The sequence below is a fragment of the Ruminiclostridium papyrosolvens DSM 2782 genome, assembly GCF_029318685.1.
Classification (GTDB): Bacteria; Bacillota; Clostridia; order Acetivibrionales; family DSM-1351; genus Ruminiclostridium; species Ruminiclostridium papyrosolvens.
The window spans coordinates 3,505,817-3,531,341 of record NZ_CP119677.1; the positions used below are offsets into that span (position 1 = coordinate 3,505,817).

General features: G+C 38.8%; 6 protein-coding genes. All 6 read right to left on the reverse strand.

What is annotated here, in order from left to right:
- Positions 1–10 precede the first annotated feature (10 nt).
- The 6 genes from fabD to P0092_RS15765 are packed head-to-tail and all read right to left on the reverse strand — an operon-like array spanning position 11 to position 25,472.
- Positions 11–1,261: an ACP S-malonyltransferase gene (fabD, locus tag P0092_RS15740; protein ID WP_004616559.1), complete on the reverse strand. Its 1,251-nt coding sequence runs from the start codon at positions 1,259–1,261 to the stop codon at positions 11–13.
- Positions 1,258–9,483 carry a non-ribosomal peptide synthetase gene (locus P0092_RS15745; RefSeq protein WP_004616558.1) on the reverse strand — a complete coding sequence of 2,742 codons (8,226 nt, stop codon included), beginning with the start codon at positions 9,481–9,483 and terminating at the stop codon, positions 1,258–1,260. The genes fabD and P0092_RS15745 overlap by 4 nt, the downstream gene beginning before the upstream one ends.
- A gap of 19 nt (positions 9,484–9,502) precedes the next feature.
- Complete coding sequence (locus P0092_RS15750) at positions 9,503–12,478, reverse strand: type I polyketide synthase (protein WP_004616556.1); 2,976 nt, start codon at positions 12,476–12,478, stop codon at positions 9,503–9,505.
- Positions 12,478–22,182, reverse strand: a complete 9,705-nt coding sequence (locus tag P0092_RS15755) for a non-ribosomal peptide synthetase (RefSeq protein ID WP_004616554.1) — start codon at positions 22,180–22,182, stop codon at positions 12,478–12,480. The genes P0092_RS15750 and P0092_RS15755 overlap by 1 nt, the downstream gene beginning before the upstream one ends.
- Before the next feature lie 25 nt (positions 22,183–22,207).
- Positions 22,208–23,506: a C45 family autoproteolytic acyltransferase/hydrolase gene (locus P0092_RS15760; protein WP_004616552.1), complete on the reverse strand. Its 1,299-nt coding sequence runs from the start codon at positions 23,504–23,506 to the stop codon at positions 22,208–22,210.
- Between the two features lie 13 nt (positions 23,507–23,519).
- A complete protein-coding gene (locus P0092_RS15765; protein WP_004616550.1) occupies positions 23,520–25,472 on the reverse strand; it encodes a cyclic peptide export ABC transporter in 1,953 nt (650 codons plus the stop codon).
- Positions 25,473–25,525: the final 53 nt, after the last annotated feature.

Consider the following 25,525-nt stretch of genomic DNA (forward strand, 5'->3'; position numbering starts at 1 on the left):
CCCGCCTTCCTTATAAACTGCCAATTTGAGATTTTAACCCGGTTTCTATGAACAGCTTGTTTAATCTGTCCTTCTGTTCATTATCCGGTAACAATTTTGTATCTAATATTTGTTTTAATAAATGAAGAGCCTCTTCTATATGTTCCTCGGTGGGCTGTGTACTTTCTTTTATCAACTCTTCTTTTAGCGCAACTAATTTCCGGTATGACTCTACTACACCTTTTTGATACATATTTTCATCCCAGTTTCGGTTTTTTGTGCTAACCGCAGTTGCTATACAGCGGGTTATAAACATCATACCGTTGTTTACCGTCTCCGTTTCTTTTTCCGAAATCAGTTTTTTCTTCAAATGCAATATATCTTCCGTTGTTTCTGAGGAAAAGATTGATATTGACGTATTGCTCCGCAAAAGGTTTTTCAGAACAGCTTTTGGCCCCATTTCAACAGCTTTATTAATGCTGGAATTCTGTAAATACTCTATAGTAGACTGCCATTTTACAGGGTTTGTTATTTGCACAGATAAATAATCAATAATCTGGTCTTTGCTGGGGTATGGCTTTGCCGTTACATTTGAGATTACCGGCCATTCCATTTCGCAGAAGTTATACTTTTTCAGTTCCTCTCTAAAGCTGTCAGACGCGGGCTGCATCAACGGACTGTGAAAGGGCGCGCTTACTTTCAGATAAACTACTCTTGCACCCATGGACTTCAACTGCTCTCCCACAGCATTAACTGCTTTTACATGCCCTGATATTACTATTTGCTCCAATGAATTATAGTTGGAGACCACAACAATATTCCCTTCTTTTGATACTAGATAACATTCCTTTTCTATAATCTCCTTTTCAACACCGCTTACGGCAGCCATACTGCCAATTCCTTCCGGAACCGCTTGCTGCATAAGCCTTCCTCTCTGCCTTACAAGCCTTACAGCATCTGCAAACTGAATACCTCCTGCACAACAGAGTGCAGAAAGCTCTCCAAGGCTGTGTCCGGCGGTATAGTCAGGCTTGATGCCTATCTCTTGCATATATACTTTGAATGCTGCAACACTCGCAGTCAGTATGGCAGGCTGGGTATTTTCTGTTTTTGTCAATTCATCCATACTTCCTTGGAGGCACAGTTTTTTTAAGTCAAAGTCAAGGGCTTCATTTGCTTCATCAAAGACCTGTCCCGCAACCGAAAAATTTTCACAAAGCTTACTGCCCATACCAATATATTGAGCCCCCTGCCCCGGGAACAAAAATGCTAGCTTATTCATACCATATCCAACTCCTTTTGAAATTTGCTTTCTAAACCCAAATTCGTAATTTCATAAAGATATTTTTTAAATTTATTAATCAGTTCTTTCATAGTGCTTTCGTAATATTGATGCTTGTTGTAATGCAAAGTAACATTCAAGTTGCCGTCCAGAATCATAAGTTCAATAATCAAGGTGTACTTTCTTTCAGACTCAGGACTCTCATTTAGATTTTTATATAGAGGTGATATACCAAAGCCATGAAACTCCTCATTTGTCCTGCCTGCAAAATCACCTGAATAATTAAATAGTATTTCCGGCTGTAGTTTAAGCTTTAATTCCTTTTTATTTTCAGGCAGCGTTACCTCTCTCAAGATTTCATATCCAAGTCCCCTGCCGGGCACATTTCTGAACATATCTCTGATTGATATTATCTGGGAGGTGAGCTCCTCAAGCTTTGACATATCGAGTATTGCAGGAAACTCTGTGGCAAACCAACCCACTGTTCTTGAAACATCAATTCCTTCAAAAATGTTCTCCCTGCCATGAATTTTATAATCTATGAGTATATTGTTATTGCCTGTCCACTCTTTTACGGCTGCCCCGAAGGCCGTCGCCAGTAAATCCTTTATATCAGTATCCAAGCTCTGGTTTACCTTCTTCATCAGTACCTTAGTTTCATTTTCTAAAAGCAGTGTTTCATTTAAGGCAATATCATACTTATGCCTTTCCTCATTAAATACTGTATCCTTAGGGAGCATTGCCACAGGCGTGTTTTCTATTTTTTCCCAATACTTAATTTCTTTTAGAAATTCACTGCTGTTGGAATAAGCATATATTCTCTCTGACCATTCCTTCAATGAAGAAGTTTTGGGAGGAAGAGATATTGTCTCATCTCTTTGCAGTTGATTATACGCTGCTGCTGCATCCTCCAGTATTGTCATAAGTGATAGCCCGTCGCAAAGCAGGTGATGTATCACCAGCAGAAGATGGTCTCCGTCATGGCGTCTGAAAAGTGCCAGCTTTACAAGGGGCCCCTCTGTAAGATTCATGCTCCTGTGCAAGGCATATGCAGTATTATCCATATTGGTTGTATCATCTTTGTCAGCTATACAGTCATATGTACTTATTTCAAATAATTTACCGTCTGTTCCTTTGTTGTATTGGGTTATTTTCTCTCCGTCAATTCTAAAATTAATTCTAAGTGCATCATGCTGTTCTAATATTTTGGTAAAGGCCTTTCTGATAATATTCTCATCAAGCCTGTCTTTTCTGAACATCATTACAGATATGTTCCAGTGGTTTATTTCCGTCCTTGTTTTTCTGAAAAATCCTTTCTGGGTTGGAAGTAAGCCTATTTCTCCGGTAACCGGCTGCTCAATGTCAATCTTTACTGCAAACTTTACCAGACTGCTGAGATTTTCTATTGTCTGTCCTTCGAACAAGTCTTTTATTTCAAGTTGTAATCCCTGCTTTTTCAGTAGTATGATTGTTTCCATTGCCTTCAGGGAATCTCCGCCAATATCAAAGAAGTTGTCCTTTATTCCAATCCTGTCTATGCCTAATATTTTCTGCCATATATTTGCCAACTGTTTCTCCGTATCGTTTCTTGGCGCCGTATAAACTCTGTCTGTTGCAATGACAGGGGTAGGAAGTGCCTTCCTGTCTATTTTCCCGTTGAAGGATAGAGGCAATTTTTCCAGAAAAACATAGATTCTGGGAACCATATATTCCGGGAGACTCTTTTCAAGGAAGGACTGAATACCAACTTGCTCCACTCTCATACTGTTTTCGCATACTACATATGCTACAAGCTGTATATCACCCTCGCCTTTTTTCCATGCAACTACTACACATTCTTTAACATCCGGGTGAATCAATAACTTCTTTTCTATTTCCCCAAGTTCAATCCTCAGCCCTCGTATTTTAACCTGAAAATCCATTCTCCCCAAGTATTCAATATTTCCATCCCGTCTCCACTTTGCCAAATCACCGGTGCGGTAAAGTCTCTCGTGTGGTTGATATGGATTTTGTACAAATTTCTCGTTTGTCAGTTCAGGTTTGTTCAGGTATTCTCTTGCAAGACCGATGCCCCCGATACACAGTTCTCCTGCTATCCCAACAGGCTGCAGTTGCATATTTTTGTCCAGTACAAGGAGCTTTGTATTATCAATAGGCTTACCAATAGGAATAGAATCCGGTTCAACCTCTGTGTCACAGTCAAAATATGATACATCTATTGTTGCTTCAGTAGGCCCGTAAAGATTTGTAAGTCTGGTTCCATTTTCAAAAAGCAAATCCTTAAAAGCTTTTACCTGTGAAGTTATTAAGGCCTCTCCGCTGGCAAAAATCTGTTTTAGTCCTGCAACTCTTGGTGCCTCACCCGTTTGTTTAAGATATTCCAGAAAAATCCCCAGCATCGACGGCACAAAATGAATAACTGTAATATTGTTTTTTTCAATAGCTTCAACAATCTTTTCCGGGTCTTTTTCAGCTCCCGGCTCAAGAAAACACACCTTAGCTCCCGTCATAGACCACCAGAACATTTCCCATACAGATACATCAAAGGTGTAAGGAGTTTTCTGGAGAATAATATCATTTTTATCTAAAGGATATTTTTTCTGCATCCAGTTTAGCCTGTTGACAAGAGACCTGTGTTCTATCAGCGTTCCTTTGGGCTTACCTGTGGAGCCTGATGTATATATTACATATGCAATACTCTCAGGGGTTGCTGTCAAAGGCAGATTTAATTTTTCTCCATCAGATAAATCAACAAAATCAAGATTTATCTTTTTTATGTTTTGCGGGATTTTAAAGTCTGTATACTCCTTATGTGTCAGCAATATCCCTGTTTGACTGTCTTTTAGTATATAATCTATTCTTTCGACAGGAAAATGAGGGTCTACCGGGAGGTATGCTCCTCCTGCTTTTTGTATAGCCATTATTGCTATTATCATCTCAAGTGAACGTTCCATCATTACTGCTATAATACAGTCTTGTCCTGCTCCTTTTTCTTTCAGAAGCCTTGCAAGGCAGTTTGCCCTGTCGTTGAGTTCACCGTAGCTCAATTTCTTATTTTCAAATATTACCGCAGTATTCAAAGAATCTTTCGCAGCCTGTTCCTCCAAGTATTGATAAATAACCTTGTTATCAGGAAAGTCTGCCTTTGTATTATTAAAGTCCGATAATATCTGTATCTTTTCTGTTTCTGTAATGTATTCAAGTCTGGAAACCTTCTCATTAGGCCTTTGGACTATATTTTCAAGTAGTTTAATCAAATGCATTGATATTTCTTTAACTGTTTCAGGCTCAAATAGGGATATGTTATAGTCAAACCCGCCTTTTATACCTTTTTCTGTCTCTGTAAGCTGCAATCTTAAATCAAAAGGTGCCATATTGCTTGCTACATCTATTTCAGTTATTTTCATTCCGTCAAGCTCCAGTTCAGCTTTCTTATTGTTGTGGAGTATAAACATAACCTGAAATAACGGAGCCCTGCTGAGGTCGCGTTCCAGTTTCATTTCTTCAAGCATTTTGTCAAAAGGCAGTTCCTGATGTTCATATGCCTCAAGGGTAGTTTTTTTTACTTTTGAAAGAAGGCTTAAAAAGTCTAAATCCTCCTCAAAATCAGTTCTGAGCACCAATGTATTTATGAAAGGCCCCACTGTATTTTCAATTTCAGCTCTATTCCGGTTTGCAACTACTGTACCCGTAAAAATGTCATTTTGCCCTGAATACCTGTGCAATAATGTCTGGAAGGCTGCAAGAATAAGCATAAACAATGTAGCTCCCAAATCGTTTGAAAGTTTCCTTAGCTCCGGCACCAGCTTTTCCGGAATTACAACGCTCTCAAAACAACCTTCGTATGTGCGGTTTTTAGGCCTTGCCTTATCGGTGGGAAGTTCAAGAGTTGTTGGATTTTTAAGCTGGTTTTTCCAGTATCCCATGAGCTTATCCAATCTTTCCCCTGAAAATCTGTTCCTTTCCCATATAGCATAATCTGCAAACCTTATTGGAAGCGGTTTTATTTCTATGTTTTTTCCTGTGGTAAGCTGACTGTAATTACGTAAAAAGTCCTCTACTATAATCGTATTTGACCAACCGTCAGAAATTATGTGATGCGTTGTCATTGAAAAAATATATTCATTTCCGTTGAGTAAGAAAAGGCAAAATCTGAACAATGGGCCTTTTTCCAGATTGAATATGAATCGTGCCTCTTTCCTTAAAAGTTGTGTGATTTCATATTCATTATCTGTTGTCAGGTGTGTCAGATCAATTTCGTTTATCTCAACATCAATATTGTCATTTATAACCTGCACGGGACTGCCATTTATATTCTTGAATGTTGTTCTTAAAGCTTCGTGGGACATAACTGCATTTTCCAGTGTTTGTTTAAGTATTTCTATATTCAGTCCTCCGCTTATACGTACGGCACTGGACAAATTGAAAACTGCATTACCCTTGTTCAACTGGTCGTAAAACCACATGGACTGTTGTGAAAAGGAAAGAGGAAATTCTTCATTCTCGTCACAAACCCTTAATATATGGTCTTGTGTATCATCTGAATTGTCTGTTTGTTCAAATTCTCCTACCAGTTTTCCCAATTCTGCTATTGTTCTGTTCTCTATAATCCATTGGAGAGGGATATATTTATGAAATCTGTCCCTAAGTCTCGAAATTATGGAAACGGCGGCAAGGGAATGTCCCCCCAGCTTAAAGAAATCATCATTTACTCCTATTTTCTCAACTCCAAGTATTTCCTGCCAAACTTGAACCAGTATCTTTTCAGTATTATTACCCGGTGCTTTATATTGTTGGTTGGTGGTTCCCACAGGTTTTTTGCCAATACCCGACCTATGAACAGGCAGTGCCGTGAGCAGTTTGCCTGAAGCATTTTCAAGAGGTAGCAGATATGCTTTGTGGTGAAGCATTTCACTGTTAACTTCTAAAACCTTCCAGTTATTGTTTTCCAACTTCTTTCCGCCATCTTGTTTTATGTAAACATTCTCATATTTTGATTCTGTTACTGCTTCGGGCTTTACTGTGGACTCAAATTTAGTATCATAGTAACTTTCTACCAGATTTTCATGTTCAGGTATTGCGTTAATATCTAACTGAAACCTAATGAAGCCACTCCCTTCCTCAACACTTTTCCAACCGCTCTTTTCAAGAAATTGCTTAAAGGGCATATTTTTTTCAGTAGGTCGGAACTCGGCTTCAAGTACCTTTGCACCTGTTTTAATACAAAGCTTTTTAAGGCCCACAAGTATTGCATCTTCAATTCTTCTTCCCAATACTCTGCAACTCAGCAGGAATGTGTCTATTAGCAGCTTGTCCCCGTTTTCCTTTGATATTACCTCACCTACAAGCCCGTAATCTCCGAATCGGTCCCTTACTTCTATTACATGGCATTTGAAACCCGGTAAACTTGTCAGAAGCCTCAATTCCTCTTCTGTTCTTCTTATAGTGCTAAGATTAAACTGATTGGTTCTATGTGTGAGTTGGGCTGCTCTTATGTATTGTGAATCCTCAATGAGATTCATGCTCATTTTTAGTTCAAGACCTTGTATAAAACCGTCCAGTGAAGGAACACTTTCCTGCATTTGCTTTCTTTCCTTCTCGGCTATATACATTTGTGTTCTCTGACCATCCTCTGCTGTAACTTTAAACCTGTCAAAGGCCCATACATGCTGAAGATAAGACGGTATTTGTTCTGTATTCTCAGGAAGATTAAGAGTTAACACCTCCGGCAGTTTTGTCATTACCTCACTGCACTCCACAGGACTGTCATCTATAAAAATAAAGCTGTCAATGCCAAGATTAAGCTCATGGGCAATTTCCCTTATATTGTCGGCTTTTGACTGCCAGTTGATTCTCCATGACACAAAATGCTCCTTTTTCAGCAACATTCCCTTGTTGCTGTCAAATACCTCCCATACATCCGCCTCATTGTTTTTGCTGCATAGTGCCAAAAGCATACCTTTACTGTAACTTTCCAGCATGAACTCCTGTAATCTCTTAAAAGGTTCGCTTATTATAACCCCTTGTGCTCCTTCTTCTCCGCATACACCTTTCCATAGGGTGTTGTCACAGTCAAGTACTATAACCTTGAAGTTTTGCTTTTTCCAAGCACATATATTTCTGGCGGCAAATGTTCCCAAAGCACTGAAATACATATCACTAAAAGGCATATGCGCTTCAGTATCTTTTAGTGAGTCAAACACGGTATCAATAATAAACTGTTCCTCCAGATTTTCACAGTCCATTGCATATATATTTTCCATATCCTCTAAAGCCAGTTTCCATCTGTTGTTCATATCTTCTATATAATCACTGACTCTTTGACTGATATTTGAATACTGACCTACAGGAAGCACACCAACAAAATAAGGTATTGTCTTTGCTTTTGATTTCAAAACACTTAAAAGATAGCTATAGTTCTCTTCAAGCTTTTTAATCTGCTCTGCGTCCTCTGACATATTATTTCTTAACCAATCCTCAAAACGGATTAGTAGAATATTGACACCGTCATTTAGTGAAACTAAACTTGTTTCGTCTAAAAGCTGCTGAATTACCTGATTATAGGGTGCAAAAACCACCTCGTTTTTAATGCCGAATTCTTTGCACCACCAATTTATATAATCTTCAATAGGCTCAGCTGTGAAGGTTGCTGTAACAGCTATTTTTAGCTTATGTATTTTTTTAATATCCTCTTGATTGAATATGGGAAGCTGTGTAATTTTCTCCTCGGGATTTTCTACTATACATTCCAATGTGGTAATCAGGTGTCTTACCAACGTTCTGATGGTAGAAGCATCAAAAATTGAAACGTTATAATCAAAGGCACCTTTTAAGCCCTCCTGTGTCTCAGTGAGTTGCAGTCTTAAATCAAACGGTGCCATATCACTTTCTATCTCAAGGGGCTGCATTGTTACTCCCGGAAGTTCTAAGTCTACTTTTTGAGTGTTCTGCAGTATAAACATAACCTGAAAAAATGGATTTACTCCATCCTCTCTGGGTGGTTTCAGTTCCTCTACCATCTTGTCAAAAGGCAGCTCCTGATATATAAATGCGTCATAGGTGGTTTTCTTTACTCTTTCTAATACCTCGGCAAAGCTTATTTCCCCTTCAATTTGGGTGCGCAATGCAAGAGTATTCATAAAAAATCCTACTGCACGCTCAAGCTCTTTTCTGTTTCTGTTTGCAACAACTGTACCTATACATATATCCTGCTGCCTCGAATACCTGTAAAGTAAAGTTTTAAAGGCAGCAAGAATCAATATAAACTGGGTAACACTTTTATTTTTACAAACATTATTTATTTTCGTTGTAAGTTCAGGGGATATTGCCACAGGTTCATATCCACCCTCAAAAGCTCGTACAGTAGGTCTTTCACGGTCAAGGGGAAGTTCTAGAGTGCTTGTATTTGCCAGTTGTTTTTTCCAATAGGATAATAAATTATCCAACACTTCTCCCTGTAATCTGTTTCTTTCCCAGTACGCATAATCCGCAAATTGTAATGAAGGCAGAGGCATTACCTGACCTGTCCCCTGTATTTCGGACTTATATAAAGTAAACAGCTCTCCCACCAATACCGTATTTGACCAACCGTCAGATATTATGTGGTGTATAACCAAAGTTAATACATAGTTATCTGCGCCAAGTATAAATAGGTGAAAACGGAATAATGGGCCTGTTTCAAGATTAAAGACCCGCCTTGCTTCCTCTTTTAAAAGGTCTTTAACACGAACTTCATCAACGGAATTCTCCAAATATGTTTTACAAAGCTCTGTTGTTAATTCTGCTTTTACAACCTGAACGGGATTTCCGTCAATACTTTTGAAGGTTGTCCTCAAGGCCTCATGCCTTTTTACCAGTACATTTATTGCTTTTTCAATGGCATTTATGTCAAGTTCACCTGTTATTTTTACAGCATTTGATATATTAAAAGCAGGATTTCCATTAATAAGCTGGTCATAAAACCACATAGACTGCTGTGAATAGGAAAGTGGAAATTCCGTTTTGCCTTCTCTGGGAGCCTGCGGAATCTGCTCATTATTTGAGGTAGTTTCCATTTTTATTTTTTTGAGAAATTCTATTATTTCAAGCTTATTTTGTGAAATTTCATTAAGTAGTGTTTTATTTACTACTCCTTTTGGAGCCTTATATTTTAATTCATCCTTGTCCAACCATAAATTTACTCCCATATTACGCAGCCTTGACAGAAATTGCATTACAGACATTGTAACCACCTCCAGAAAATTATATTGTGCCGCCTTCCATTTCCTCTTGCGCAGCTGCCGCCTCTTCTTCTCCCTGCATTGCCCAACGGAAGGTTTCAATCATTTCGGCAACATCCGCTATTGTTGTAGCCTCCAAAAGCTTTGTCATTGGAATCTGTATTTTGAATACCTTGCTCAAATCAGCTGCAACGGCGGCAGCAATCAGCGAATGGCCTCCCAGTTCAAAGAAATCGTCATGTATTCCCAGTTTTTCAAAGCCAAGAACCTTTTTCCAGTACTCCGCAATTACTTTTTCAACCTCACTTGAAGGCTCAACATAAGGTACATCCAAATCGGGACGAGGCCTTTTACTAAGCTTCTCAGAGCCATCCATATCTCCGGTTAGTTTTTCCGGCCCTTTTAGTAATAGTGGTGAAACATTTATTTTGCCTTGGAATTCTGAGCACAGCTTTTCAAGTTTAGCTTTAAAAAGAAGAATATCTTCTATTTGCTTTTTCTTTTCAGCTTCATCCAAATCTACTGATATTGATATATTTCCCTTTGTAGCCTCTGTAAGAACCTTTTCGTCAATTTCCGATTTATCTGAAACAGGAAATTCCTGCTCTTTTTTGCTTTCATTTCTTACACCCGGTTCAATCCAATATCGCTGCCTTTCAAAGGGATATGTGGGCAGTGGAATACGGTGTCTATTTTCTTCTTCATATAATTTATTCCAGTCAAGCTTTCCTCCGTAAACCCAAATCTTTCCCATACATTCCATAAATGACTCAGAGGAGCTTTTGCTTTCAAGCTGAACTGCAATAAAAGAAGTTCCTGCTTCCGATGAGAACCTTTTACCGTTGCCGATTTCAACAAAAATCCTTTCATCATCAGACACAATTTCCTGCAAGCCTTGAGCTGATAAACTGCAATTACGCTGTTTCAGCCAGTAATCAGTACTTGTGGCCATGGAATCCTCTATCCATTTTCCACTTACGGATGATACAAAAGGTATCTCAGGTATACTTAAATTGATTTCTGAAAGAATACCCGAAAAATCCTTGTCTTCAGAAGCAGTAATTCTCAATGCATCTTCAAGACCAAAAACTTCAGAAATGCATGCGGCAACATATTCTCCCGTACCTTCACCTATCATACTTTCAGGTTTTATGCCTGACTCCTGCAGGAGTTTTGCCATTGAATACTGTGCAACAAAAGCTGTTGACTTTTCAATACTGCTATTTTTATTACCGGTTCTGTCTGATTCAAGTAAAGTTCTGATATCTGTACCCAATATTGGCAATAGAAAATCAGCACAGTAGTCCACAGTATTTCTGAACTTTTCTTCTGTCCTGTACAATTCACCGCATTTATTTATGTATTTTGTATCTCCAGGTAACATAAATACAACCGGCCTGTCCTTGTGTTTTTGGAAGTATGAGAATACATTTTCACATGTAGTATTACTCAATTTAACTCCCAAATCTTCAAGGTTTTTACATACAACAATTCTGCGGTGATTGAAACTCCTTCTGCCGACATGATGTGTAAAGGCTATATCTGCTATATTCAAGTCAGGATTTTTCTTAATATGTTCAGCAAGATTTTGCGTCATTTTTTCCAGTGCTGTTTCTGTCTTTGCTGATAGTGAAATCAGCTGGTACGGTCTTTGTGATTCTTGGGATGGTTCCGCAGCAGGGGCTTCCTCAAGAATAATATGTGTATTGGTACCGCCGATTCCAAAGGAACTAACACCTGCTCTTAGCGGAAAACCTTCTGTTTCCCATTTTGCAGGCTCACTATTTACATAAAACGGGCTGTTTACAAAATCTATTTTGGGATTCGGTTCCTCAAAATTCAGACTCGCCGGAATTATTCTGTGTTTCATGGAAAGTATTGTTTTTATCATACTTGCCACTCCACCGCCATTTACAAGATGTCCAATATTGGTTTTTGCCGAACCTATGGCACAAAATTCTTTTTTATCGGTATATGCTCTGAATGCCTTAGTCAAAGCGGCTATTTCAATGGGGTCTCCCAGATTTGTACCCGTTCCGTGAGCATCTATGTATGTTATTGTTTCCGGGTTAACTCCGGACATTTCTATGGCCTCAGCAATACATTCCGCCTGACCGTCTACATTTGGAGCAGTATAGCTGTTCTTTGAAGAACCGTCATTATTTATACCTGTTCCTTTTATAACCGCATGTATATAATCTCCGTCGGCAATTGCATCTTCCAGTCTTTTTAATGCTAATATGCCAAGTCCGCTTCCGCTTACCGTTCCATTGGCTTTTGAGTCAAATGCACGGCAGTGTCCGTCTGCTGAACCGATGCCGCCTTCCTGATAAAAGAAGGTCTCGTTTCTTGACACCTGAAAGCTGACCCCACCTGCCATAGCAATATCACACTCAAAGTTATTAAGACTTTGACAAGCGTAATGAACCGCCACCATAGAGGATGAACATAAAGTGTTGACATTTACACTTGGCCCCATTAGATTCATTTTGTAGGACACCTTTGTTGCAAGAAAATCCTGTCCGTTTGCTATCATTATTTTGAAGGATCCCAGACTTTCAACAAGTCCCGGATTGGAATACAGGTTTCTTACCATGTATCCGCTTAAGTTTGCACTTGCATATACTGCAACTCGTCCGTCATACAAATCTGAATTATATCCGGCACTTTCAAGTACCTCCCATGCACTTTCCAAAAACAGGCGATGTTGTGGGTCCATAATTTCGGCTTCTCTGGCAGAATAATCAAAAAACTCTGCATCAAACATGTCCATACCATCCAAAATAGCATCCGCAGCAACATACTTGGGATTATCCAGCAGATGTTCATCTATACCCATCTTTACCAAATCATCATGTTTAAAAAATTTTACTGACTCCACGCCGTTATAAAGATTCTCCCAGAACTTCTCCGTATTATCAGCACCCGGTAAACGGCCTGCCATACCTATTATGGCTATTGCACCGTCCAAAGAGCCGTTTTCTTCAAAATTACTCATTAATGCTTTTCCCCCCTCTGTATCATCAGCCTTTGTTTTCTTTGCTTCATTCTTTCCTGTTGTTTGCTGACCCTCTCATTTATGCGTTTAAAGCTTGGCTTTTCTTCCTGATGGTTATCACCCTCAAGCTTCGAGGCCAGAAGCGCTATAGTATTGTATTTATATAAATCAACAACGGCTAAATCTGTTGTAAACATTTCTTTTATTTTTGTATGTAGCTGTACCAAGAGAAGAGAATCCCCACCCAGTGCAAAAAATTCATCATGAATTCCTACCCCCTCTATGCCAAGAAGATTTTGCCATAGGGGTACAAGTCTTTTTTCAGCCTCGCTTTTAGGTGCAGAATATGCATTGGGAAGATCCGGTCTTGGATGTAATGTCTTCTGTTGGTCAATTTCTGCCACAGTATTTATTTTTTTATTTATATAGCCTGCACTTGCAATAGCTTCTTTAATTTCTTTGGTTGATACAATAACCTGATTGTTAAAGAACTGTCCCGACAGTATCTTTTCAAATGCCTTTCTTCCTTCTGCTGACGTCAGTCCCGAATTCATAATATTGCTGCTGTTTGAAAGGTTAATTAAACTGTTATAGCCTTGAGTTTCTTCGGTAAAGGAATTTAAACTCCGACTTCTGTTCTTAATGTTTTCACTATTCTCCGCTGAAACTTGTCTCATTGAAAAATTCTTTATTTCAATTATCTGAACACCTTTTCCATCTAAAATATCAATATCACAGGTTATTATTTCATTAGGTGCATTGTATTCATCCCTGAAGATCATACGTGCATAAATTTTTTCAGGCAGTTTTTGTTTTACGATTAACTTCTCGTATGAAACAGGAAGAAAATTTCTTTTGGATGCTAATCTTACCGAACCGGTAGCAACATCCAAAAGAGAAGGATGTATATTAAAGTACCTTAAATCATCTATAAATTCCGGGGCTAATTCTATCTCCGCAAATCCTTTTGTACCGTGGAATCCAAGTCTTTTCAGTGTCTTCCACCTGTTCCCGAAAGTTATAAATTCATTAATATCTTTCTTAATGTAATCAAATTTTTCTTCATTGAATATGTTCTCTGCTTGAGAAATATCAATGTTCTTGTATTCAGGGTCAATTACAGCTGTAATTTTACCTTGAGCATGTTCTATCCATGGATTTTCTTCCACATTTGAATTGAGTCTGCTGAATATTTTGAATTCAAAATGTCCGCTGCTGCTTTTCAATATTGTCAGAACATCCTGTTCTTCACTTTCCCTGACTACCATTGGTGTCAGAAAGGAAACATACGAAAATTCAACAGGTTTATCCCCATTTATATCTGCAAAAGCAGCTCTGGCCATTTCAAGGTATGTGGTTCCTGCTATTGTAGGGATTCCCATTACAAGATGTTCACTAAGTACCCAATCCTTCTTAGGACTGAACCGTGATAAATATACCGCCTTATCCGGTGATTCGGATATCTTTCTGTCCAGCAGGGGATGAATGGATTTTTTGTTGCCTGTGGCCATACCTATTCCCGGCCACCTGTCCCAATTAATTGATACAAAACGTGTTCCCTGTCTTGAATCATGAGCAACAGCAAATGCGTCCATGAAATTATTGGCAGCACTGTAATCTGCTTGTCCAAAACCTCCTGTTATGGAGTTGAGTGATGAACTCATAATAAAGAAATCCGGCTTACAGTCCTTTAATACTTCATATAACACCCGTGTTCCAGTAACCTTTGGCGCAAATACATCTTCAACAAAGGTTTCTTCCTTCAGCTGTATCATGCCACCACCCGGATTTCCGGCTGCATGAATCACACCGTCGATTTTTCCGAAGTGATTGTTAATCTGTTGACATACACCAGTCATTTCTTCCATATTGTCTACATTTCCACGGCAGATGAGAATTTCTGAGCCAAGTTCTTTTATATGCTTTAAGGTTTTTATTTTTATAGAATTTTTGTCAGCTATGCCCTTGTTTTCCAACCACTCGTCCCACTTCTCCATTTGCGGGAAGGAAGACCGTCCCAAAAGTACAAGATTTACGTTTTCCCTCTCGGCAAGATATTCTGCCAGAACCAGTCCGATTCCGCCCAAGCCGCCTGTTATGAGATAAGTTCCCTTATTTTTTATTTGAAGTACAGGCTTTTGAGTATTTTGGAGTTCCATTTTATCAAAGCTTTGAATTAAGCGGCTTTCTCCTCTGTACGCTACCGTGGCATCTTCGGAATCACTACAGGCTTCATAAAAAAGTTGCTCCAGCAACTCTCTTTCTAGAGGACTGCCATCTTCACAAAGTATGAAATCCACGCTTCTGCACTTGATATTTTCATATTCTCTTGGAATTACTCTGCAAGGGCCTAATACCAAGGCTTTTTCAGGGTACAGTACCGATTCTCCGAACACCTTTTGCATACCATTTGTGAGAGCAATAACAGTTATATCTTTTTTCAATTCCTGTTTACCCAGTGCTTTTGCAAGGAACAGCATGCTGTAGAAAAGGTCCTTGCCCCGGTTTTCATTTGAAATTCCCAGCATATTAATAATTCTGTCGGGTAATTTACCTTGATTTTTCAGTTCTGTCAGTAATGTGTCATAGTTCTGCTGCTGTTTTGGGTTAGCCACAATGACTTCTGCCCCGGCTTCTTTTAAAAGCTCCGCAAATTTATTTTCAAAGCTGTTTTTTTCACTCAAAGCAAGTATTACTTTGGTATTTTCAGCCAATATCAGCTCTGATGGATTATTGTAAAGGGTCTGTTTCCATAATGGTGAATAGAAATAGTCCTTGATGTCCTTCCTGCCGTCTTTTTTAGATTTTGCCCAGAAGGATTGTCCTTCAAAGGGGTACACCGGAAGACTAACCTTGTTTCTTACCTGTCCTTCATATAAGCTAATCCAATCTATTTTTTCGCCTTGCAGCCAGAAAAGTCCCAATTCTTCCTCTGTGTAATCCTTTAACCTTGCAGCATTATAGCTTTTGTCACTTTTTTCATGTTTTCCATATATCAAATTATCATTTTCTAAAGCTTCTATTGCTTCTTCTCTTGTATTGCAGACAACACAGCACTTGTACTCAAATTCTCTTCGTCCCAGCTTCAGTGTGTATGCCGCATCCGTCATATCAATATCGGGATTTTCTTTTAAATGTAATGCAAAGTTTGCTGTCATTCTCTTTAATGCAATTGGCGTTTTAGCTGAAAATATTAATAAATTCGTTGTTTTTTCAGAAGCTGCATATTTTTTTGCGGGAGCTTCTTCCAAAACGGCATGTGCATTTGTACCTCCGATTCCAAATGAGCTAACTCCTGCTCTTCTGGGTATCCCATCAGTTTTCCATTGGGAGAGTTTTTCATTTACATAGAAATGTCCGTTTTCAAAATTGCACTTTGGGTTAGGCTTATCAAAATTCAGACTTGGAGGTATCATGCCGTTTTTGATGGCTAGAACTGTTTTTATAAGGCCTATTACCCCTGATGCCGCATCCAGATGGCCTATGTTTGTTTTGACAGAGCCAATTGCACAATACTTTTCCTTGTCAGTCTTATCACCAAAAACTTTTTCCAGTGCTTCTATTTCTATTGGGTCGCCAAGTGGTGTCCCTGTTCCGTGGGCTTCAATATATGTAATAGTGTCAGGGCTTATTCCGGCCAGTTCCTGTGCCTTTGCAATAACTCCCGCTTCCCCTTCAATTCTCGGGGCAGTATAGCCTACTTTCAGCGAGCCGTCGTTGTTCACAGCCGTTGCCTTTATTACTGCACAGATGTTGTCACCTTCCGCTATGGCATCCTCCAGCCTTTTTAGAACAACTGCTCCGGCGCCGTTTCCGCCCACAGTTCCTTTTGCTTTTTCGTCAAAGGCTCTGCAATGTCCATCCGGTGACAGTATCATTCCTTCCTGATACAGATAACCTGTTTTTTGTGGAAGCCTTATACTTACACCCCCTGCTAAAGCCATGTCACATTCTTTATTCAAAAGACTTCTGCACGCAAGATGTACTGCAACCATTGAGGATGAGCAGGCTGTCTGAACAGTTAATCCGGGGCCTTCCAGATTTAGTTTATAAGCTACCCTGGTGGCAAGGAAGTCCTTATCGTTATTTATCATTATCTGATAATTATTTGCCACATTTCCAATTTCATCGTCCTCTGTGAGATACTTTATATATGTATTCATACCGACGCTTGCAAAGGTTCCTATAGCACCAATAAACTTTTCGGAATCACAGCCTGCGTCTTCCATTGCCTTCCATGCTTCTTCAAGGAATATTCTCTGCTGAGGGTCCAGTATTTCCGCTTCCCTTGGATTAAAGCCGAAAAACTGTGCATCAAATTTGTCGGCGTCCTCTAAAACACCCCAAGCCTTCACGTATTCAGGCTTTTTTAACAAATCAGGAGCTATTCCCTCTGCAATTATTTCTTCATCACTGAAACGGGTTATTGATTCCCTTCCCTGACAAAGATTTGACCAAAACTCATCTATATTTTTTGCACCGGGTACTCTTGCACTCATACCTATTACTGCTATATCATTGCTTTGTAAAGAAGTCGTTTTTGGCATACTTTTTTTGTTGTCTGTAACGACTGATTTTATGCCCAGCCTTTGTTCAAGATAATCTGACAGTGTGCCGACTGTAGGATATTTGAACAAATCCATAACCTGCAAATTTATATTCATTGCTTTGGCTATTTTGCTGCGTACTTTTGCCAAAAGTAGTGAATGACCACCCAAATCAAAGAAGTTTTCATTGAGTCCTATGCTTTCTCTGCCAAGAACCTCTTTCCAGATGTCTGATACCGTTTTTTGCACCTCATTTGACGGCTGCAATCTGTTTGTATTTTCTCCACGGACTGCTTTTTCAGGTGTTGGCAAAGCTTTTCTGTCTATTTTATTGTTTGGTGTCATCGGGAAGGAATCAAGCTTTACAAAATATGAGGGTATCATATAGTCAGGAAGTCTTTCCCTTAAGTACGTCCTTAACGCACTTGTATCTGTATCCTTGGTTTTTGGGATTACATAGGCTATAATAGCTTTTTCTCCGCTTAATATTTCTCTGCATACAACTACGCTCTGAGTAATCAAAGGATTTTTGTTTAAAAGTGTCTCTATTTCACCTAATTCTATGCGGAAGCCCCTTATTTTAACCTGATGATCACCACGCCCTACAAATTCTATGTTTCCGTCAGGCATAAACCTGACAATATCTCCTGTTTTATATAATTTGGATTCTTTTTTGCTATTAAAGGGGTTTGGAATAAATTTTTCCGCTGTCAGCTCCGGAAGTTTTAAATATCCCCGTGCAAGACCTGCTCCACCTATATATAGTTCTCCCGGTATGCCTACAGGAGTGGGCTTCATTTCATTATCAAGTATATATACCGTTGTATTTGCAATAGGTTTTCCTATGGATACCGGGCCTTCTTTTGAAGCCAAGCGCATCATGGTAGACCATATAGTAGTCTCAGTTGGCCCATAAACATTCCACAGACATGAACATCTGTCCATTAACTCATTCGCCAAATCTCTTGGCAGTGCCTCTCCTCCGCAGAGAATTTTGAGACTGCTGTTTCCCTGCCATTGTGCTTCCACAAGCATTCTCCACGTGGCAGGCGTTGCCTGCATAATAGTAATATCATGCTTATCCATAAGTGCTATGAGTTTTTCTCCGTCTATTACTTCATCTCTTCCTGCCATTACAACTGTGGCACCTGCTACTAATGGCAGCAGCATTTCCAGACCTGCAATGTCAAAGGACAAAGTAGTTACAGCCAAAAGCCTGTCTTTTTCACATATGTTTGTATTTGTACCCATTGAAAGCAGGAAGTTTGTTAATGCATGGTGTTCAATCTGCACACCCTTTGGATTTCCGGTGGAGCCTGAAGTATATATTACATATGCCAGATTATCCGATTTGGCTCTGTTTTCAGGTTTTCCAGCGCTTTGTTCAGATATTTGTTTCCATTGTTCATCTAAGCAAATTATTTTTGCTGTGTTTAAAGGCAGTGTATCCTTAATTGCAGTATCAGTTAAAATGACAGGAACCTGTGCATTTTTGAGCATATACTCCAGTCTGTCCTTTGGAAAAACGGGGTCCATAGGAAGGTACGCTCCACCTGACTTGTGGACACCTACTAAAGCCGTAAGCATATCTATAGAACGCTCCATATATATGCCTACTATGGTTTCAGGGCCGACTCCCTGAGCTGCAAGATAATTTGCAAGCCGGTTGGCTCTTGTGTTCAGGTCGCTGTAGGAAAGCTGTTCGTCTCCCTTTACTACAGCGACGGCATGGGGATTAATTGATACCTTGTCCTCAAAAAGTCGTATCCACAAACCACTCTCAAAATCCATACGGGTATTGTTCCAGCCTTCCAGTAAGGTTTTACTCTCCTCTGAACTTAAAATATCAAACTTGTTGATTTGTGTTTCAAAATTCTCAGTTAAGTTCTCCAATAAATATGTGTAATGTCCTGCCATTCTTTTTATGTATTCTGCATCAAATAAGTCTGTATTAAATTCAAAGTTTACTTCCAGTCCTGACCCACTGTCGTTTATATCAACAGAAAGGTCAAATCTCGCTGTGTCACCCTCTATGTCAATACTTGAAATACTCATGCCGGACAGCCTTGCTTCAGGTACAGGAGTATCCTGGAGGCTGAAAAACATCTGGAAAAGGGGATTGCGACTCATATCGCGTTCCAGATTAAGTTCTTCAACTATTTTTTCAAAAGGAACATCCTGATTAGAGTATGCTTCAAGGGTGACATTTCTTACATTTCTCAAAAGTTCACGAAAGCTGCTGTCTCCGTTGAAAGCTGTCCTAATGACCAGATTGTTTGTAAAGAATCCTATCAGTGGTTCCAGCTCTGAACGGTTCCTGTTTGCAACAGGTGAACCGATGATTATGTCTTCTTGTCCTGTATATTTAAAAAGTAAAACCTTAAAGGCTGCAAGTAACATCATATAAAGCGTGGCACCTTCTTGTTCTGCCCTGGTTTTTAGTTTTTGAGACAACTCCTCTGAAAGTCTGCAACGTAAGTTTGAGCCTCTATAGGTTTGTACTGTAGGCCTTTGCTTTGAAAAGGGCAGTTCCAGTACCGGAAGCTTTCCTCCTAACTTTTCCTTCCAGTAGACAAGCTGTTTGTGTATAGTATTTCCCTTGTATCTGTCTATTTGCCAACAAGCGTAATCCGAATACGAAATTTTTAGTTCAGGCAAGACATAATTTTTGTTTTGCAAATAGGAATTATATAATATTTCCAATTCTTTCAGCAGTATCTTGAAAGACCAGCCGTCAAACACCATATGATGAGCTGCCAGAATCAAAATGTATTGGTCTTTTTCAAGCTGAAGCAATTTTCCTCTGATTAAAGGTGCCTTACTTAAATCAAATGGATAGCTTATTTCCTCTTTTGCAAGAACCATAGCTTCTTTTTTTCTACTGTCTAATGGTATTTCTGTAAGACTAATTAAAGGCAGCTCCATGTGAACTCCTTCCATTACTGTCTGCACAGGTATTCCATCCTCTTCACGAAAAGAAGTTCTCAGGCTTTCATGTCTCCCTATAATTGTATTAAAACTCTTTAACAGTAAGTCGTAATTAATATCTCCCTCAATATTAAGGCATGAATATAACATGTATTGGGAGCTGTTTTCATTCAGTCTGTCAAGAAACCATATCCTCTGCTGAGCATATGAAAGTGGTAAAGCACCCTTTTCTTGTAAACGCCGCACGATATTTTCATCATCTGATTTTATATCTGATTTTTCAATGATGTCAGCAAGGATGTCAAGGACAGGGTTTTCAAAGAAAACTGTCTGTTCAAGTTCAACTCCGAACTCCTCTCTGATTCTGGAGATTGTCTGAGTAAGCTTCAAAGAATCTCCTCCCAATTCAAAAAAATTATCCTTAATGCCTATCTGCTTTACACCCAGTATCTCTTGCCAGATTTTTACCAGTTTTGCCTGTATCTCATTTTCTGGCAGGTCAATTGTTCTGCTGTCTGCTTCTGATTTAAGCAGTAATTCTAATTCATTCTTTATGGTATCAAACTCACCATTAATATAGTTTTCACGGAGCTTGTAACGCTGTACTTTTCCACTGGTGGTTTTGGGAATACTTTTTATTGGAATTACCTGTGACACTTCTATTCCCATTCTCTCACTGATTAATTTTTTCAGAGTACGTACTGTTCCCGTAAATTTATCTGCTTTCATTTTGAACAGCACAAAGAGTATCAGTTCATCAGACTTTATTTTTTCATTGAAGGCTCCCACCGCTACAATCTTGCCCAAATCAATGCCGTCTGCTTCCTGTGCGATACGCTCAATATCATGGGAATAGTAGTTTTGGCCCTTTACAAATATTACATCCTTAGCACGTCCCGTTATAACAAGTCTTCCATCTCTCATAAAGCCCAAGTCCCCTGTATTGAGCCAGCCGTCCTGAGTTATTGCTTTGCGGGTTGCTTCCTCGTTGTTATAGTAGCCCGAGGTTACATTTGCGCCCGATATGCATATGTAGCCAATTCTGTTTTCACCTATTTCATTGTTGTCAATGTCACATATTCGGACATAGCAGTCATATAGGGGATATCCTTCATCAGCAAAGCTGCAGCCTCTGATGTCGTCCTTGGCTACTTCTCTTACAGTATCACCTGTATTCAGGTAATTACGGTCTAAGGTTATAAATCTCATTTCGTCACCAAGGCGTGGAAAGGTTACTGCAATAGTCCCTTCTGCCAGACCGTAAACCGTATACATTGAGTTTCTCTGTAAGCCGTAGGGTGACAGCTTTTCCAGAAATTCATTACACAATTCATAAGATATAGGCTCAGCACCGTTGTATATAAGCCTGACCTTTGACAAATCCCAGTCCTTTTTTACATCCGGCTTAAAGAAGGTCAGAAAATGTTTGTAGCCGAAATTAGGTGAATACAATAGTGTAACCTTATGTTCACTGGCTTTTTGTATCCATAATGAAGGATGTCTTATAAACAATTGTGTTTCAATATTATATTGGTTTATACATGCAATTACGTCCTTTATGTGTGTACCTATAAGGCCCATATCATGGGTCAGAGGCATCCAATTCAACCCCGAGTCCTCAGAATTTATATTTACCCAGCGTATAACCGAGCCTATATCATACAATACATTTTTGTGGGTAATTATTACACCTTTCGGGTCTCCTGTGGAGCCTGATGAAAACTGAATGAATGCAATATCATTTTCCTCAGCAAATTCAATTTGTCCTACACAAGCTGTTTTTTCTAAATTCTCCGGACTCAAGGTTCTGATTTTCATTATGTCAACTTGTTGAGATAACCCATTTTTCTCTCCAAAACTTTTGAGCCTTGAGAAAAAATCGTCGGAGGCAAGCATTTTCGGGTTTTTTAGTATATTCCATATTTTAAACAGCTTTAGTTTGTGTTCATCATTTGTCCCTGTTGTAACAGGAACCGGTATTAATCCTCCAAGTATGCATCCCCAGAAGGCAAACATAAATTGTCTGTTGTTATCTATCTGAAATATAACTTCGTCGCCTTTTTTGAAGCCTGCTGCCTGTAAATTGTATAAAAGAGTCCTTGCTCCATGGTATAACTCACTATAGGATACAAAATTTTCTTCTTCTTCACTTAATATAAATGTGATACCCTTGGCTTTTTCATCCTGTCTGGAAACAATTAAATCTACTAATGTTTTATATGCATACATTCTTTTCACCACCTGTTAGTTAATATTATTGAAATACTGAAATTCTCTCAAAAGTAGGTTTATCAGGTACCTTCAAAGTATTTCTCGGGAAAAAATAAATCTCCAGTGAAAGGGTATCCGGCTGAAATACAGTCATACTCATTGTTGCTTTTGTGTATAAATACCTTGTATCTAGTAAAGCTCTTGGTGAGCCTTTGGTATAAGTCATAATATTTTTGATATCCTCCGTGGAGAATTTTGCTTCCCTGCCGGATAACTGTTCTTTTATGTATTTCCATCTTCGTGTATTGTATTTATTTCTCGTATGGTTGTCCGTATTGCCATCCAGAAGAAATGAATTAACCGATGCAACCGCATCTTTTATTCCCCAAGTTATACCTTTGTTTAGCTTGGATTCATCCGTTCTAACGGCACGCCTGACTCTACCTTCTCCGGTGCCTCTTCCGCTGAAATTATTCTCAAGAATCTTACTCTCATTTGGATCTGAAAATACAATCAGATGATTTACCGCATACTGCTTTTTTTCATCCTGCATAAGACTAATAGTTTTGTCCATATTTTCAGTGTTTTCTAATGCATATCTTAAATCCATGGGGTAGGACCTTTTCCCTACCGAGGAATATGCTGCCCCCGAGGTTGATTCCTGAACTGCAGCGAATATTTTTCTGTCATTAAACCCTGTTATTATTCCCATAAAGCCCATATACCCAATAGAGCATATGCTTCCAGTAGCATTTTTCATTGTAATAATCCCCTGAATTCTGGGAAGCTGGTTCTTATTACCTCCGTACCAATCAAGAATCCTTCCGGTAATTGTTTTCCCCGTTGAACTCTTTGAGCCAAATACTGATACGAAACTGCACTGTGTAGACCTTATGGCATCAAGGAATAAATTAAACAGATAAAACTCGTCCTTTGATATTTTGTTATCTCCCCTTATATTTTTGTCACCGCCGGAAAACACTTCCGACATACCTTCAATTTCTTCTCTGTAATCTTTATCAATCTGCGTTTTTATATCGTCAACTCTCCAGAAAGCTTCATTATATTCACTTTTAAAAAGGTTATCCGCTATGTATGAATCAACCAAAGCTTCATAATCAGGTACAACACAAAGTATTCCTTTGGCAAATTCCTTTCCTATTTCCCTGTGGCTTAATCCTTTTGTAAAATCAAGCGTTACATCGAAATAGTTTCCTTTATCCGTTATAGTAACACCCTTTCCTTTATAATCCGGCGAACCTTTTACAACAGACAGATCCTGTGTGCATGCAGTCTGAAAAACCAATAGAACAATTAATAACCCTGCAAGTAATTTTTTCATTCCTACTCCCCCATTACACATTTACCGACATAATACTGCTGACTATCTTTCCCATGTCCATTTTGATTATCCTATCCGCCTCATCAAAGTATTTATCATCATGAGTGATTGCTATTACAGCTTTTCCTCTTGCTTTGAGCTCAGGAAGAAGGGTCTTGTAGAAGAACTTTCTGAATTCAGGGTCTTGGTCGGAGGCCCATTCATCAAAAAGATATGCGGGTCGATCCTCAAGATAGCTTACCAAAAGGGCAAGTCTTTTTCTCTGTCCCGAGGACAGCTTGAGTGTACTGAATTCCCCGTCCTTTATTTCAACCTTACTGTCTATTCCAAGTATATTAAGATATCTTTCTATGTCACCAAGCTTGTCCTTGTATTCAATTCCATATAACTTTTCAAATAGATGATAATCACTGTAAACTGATGAAAAATATCCTCCCAGTTCCCTTGAATTCACTCTTTGACCGTTGACCAACACCTGTCCTTCATCAGGCAGATACAACCCTGTCAAAAGCTTTGCAAGAGTTGACTTTCCGCTTCCGTTGCCACCCATTATAAAAACTATTTCTCCGAAATTAAAAATATAATTAATAGGACCGACTTCAAAGGATTCCCCGTTTTCATTTTTGTAGGCAAACTTGACACCTCGAAATTCAATGGTGAGGTTTTCTTTGGCGATTTCAATCTCAGAATCCTTATAATCCTCATCTGCTGAAATGCTGTTGGCAAAGCTGTTTATTCTTTTCCAGCTTACTACCACTCTCATACATGTGGGAACAATAGCAAAGAGTGCTTCGTTTATTATTCCTCCCATATACAAAAGGACAAGTACAAAGTTTTGTAAAGTTGAAATTTGTATATCAAACAGTATCGGAAACGTAAATACAATAGCACCAATTACTCCTGTGTAGAGAATTTCTCCTAATATGGTTACATTTGTAAATTTAAAATCTCCTGCTATTCTGGAGTCGCGATAAGCCTCACAGCTGTCTTCTATGTCACGTCTGAACCCCATGCGCTTTCTTGTATTTATATAAAGCTCCTTAAAACCTTCTACAAGGTCCTTTATGTTTTTAAAGAATGTTGTCTGAAAGTTTCTGTTCTGCTCAAAGAATTTTTGAGCACCGGATACAGCCAGTTGGAATATGCCTATTGTGGCAATAAGCACAATCAGGAAGAATAACGTTCCTCTCTTATCAAGAATTGCAAGATATACAAAACAAGTTATCAGTGTAATAACTCCTGTTATACCTGCTACCAGATGCCCAACGAAATTTCCTATGGTCTCAGTATCATTGTTTAATGCCGCATAAATGCTGCCGTCTTCAAGAGATGAGAATTTTATATATGGAGCTTTTAATATTTTGTCTATTATCTGGATACGCTTTTCAAATATTATGTTATTGGTAACAGAAATAAGTTTTTTCCGCACAATCATTGCTGCTACTGTAAAAAGCAGTATTCCGCATATAAAAAATATGTATAACTTACTTTCTATAAGAGCCCATTTTTCTACATCTCCGGCAAGCATTCCAAGTGCTCTGTTTATTATAAAAACTACTATGGAATTACCTATACCGCTGATTATGCTTAGTGATATTACCATAAAATAAGGTTTGTCGTTTGGTTTATAAAAGAATGAAGTTAAAACAAAATATATGTACAAGATAGAAATTACAAAGCTTAAACAAATAATAACCTTTTCAACATTTTCAGGTCCTACTTTCTCCAGACTGTTCCAGGATGACCCGAAAAAAAGAATTTGCGGTACATTGTAAAGGCAATATCCCATACTTCCCATAAATACAAGAGACATTACAAAATTAAACAGTCCTTTAAATCCTCCGCCCTTAAAATACCTTTCTCTACGTATAATTTCTTTTGTTGAAATAACAATATAGAATATCGTTATTAAACATACAACGGCCGAAATACATAGAATTGCCCAAAACATGCCGTCACTTATCATGAAAATCCTACACCCCCCGATGTAATAACACTCTAATATAAACCTGCAAAGTG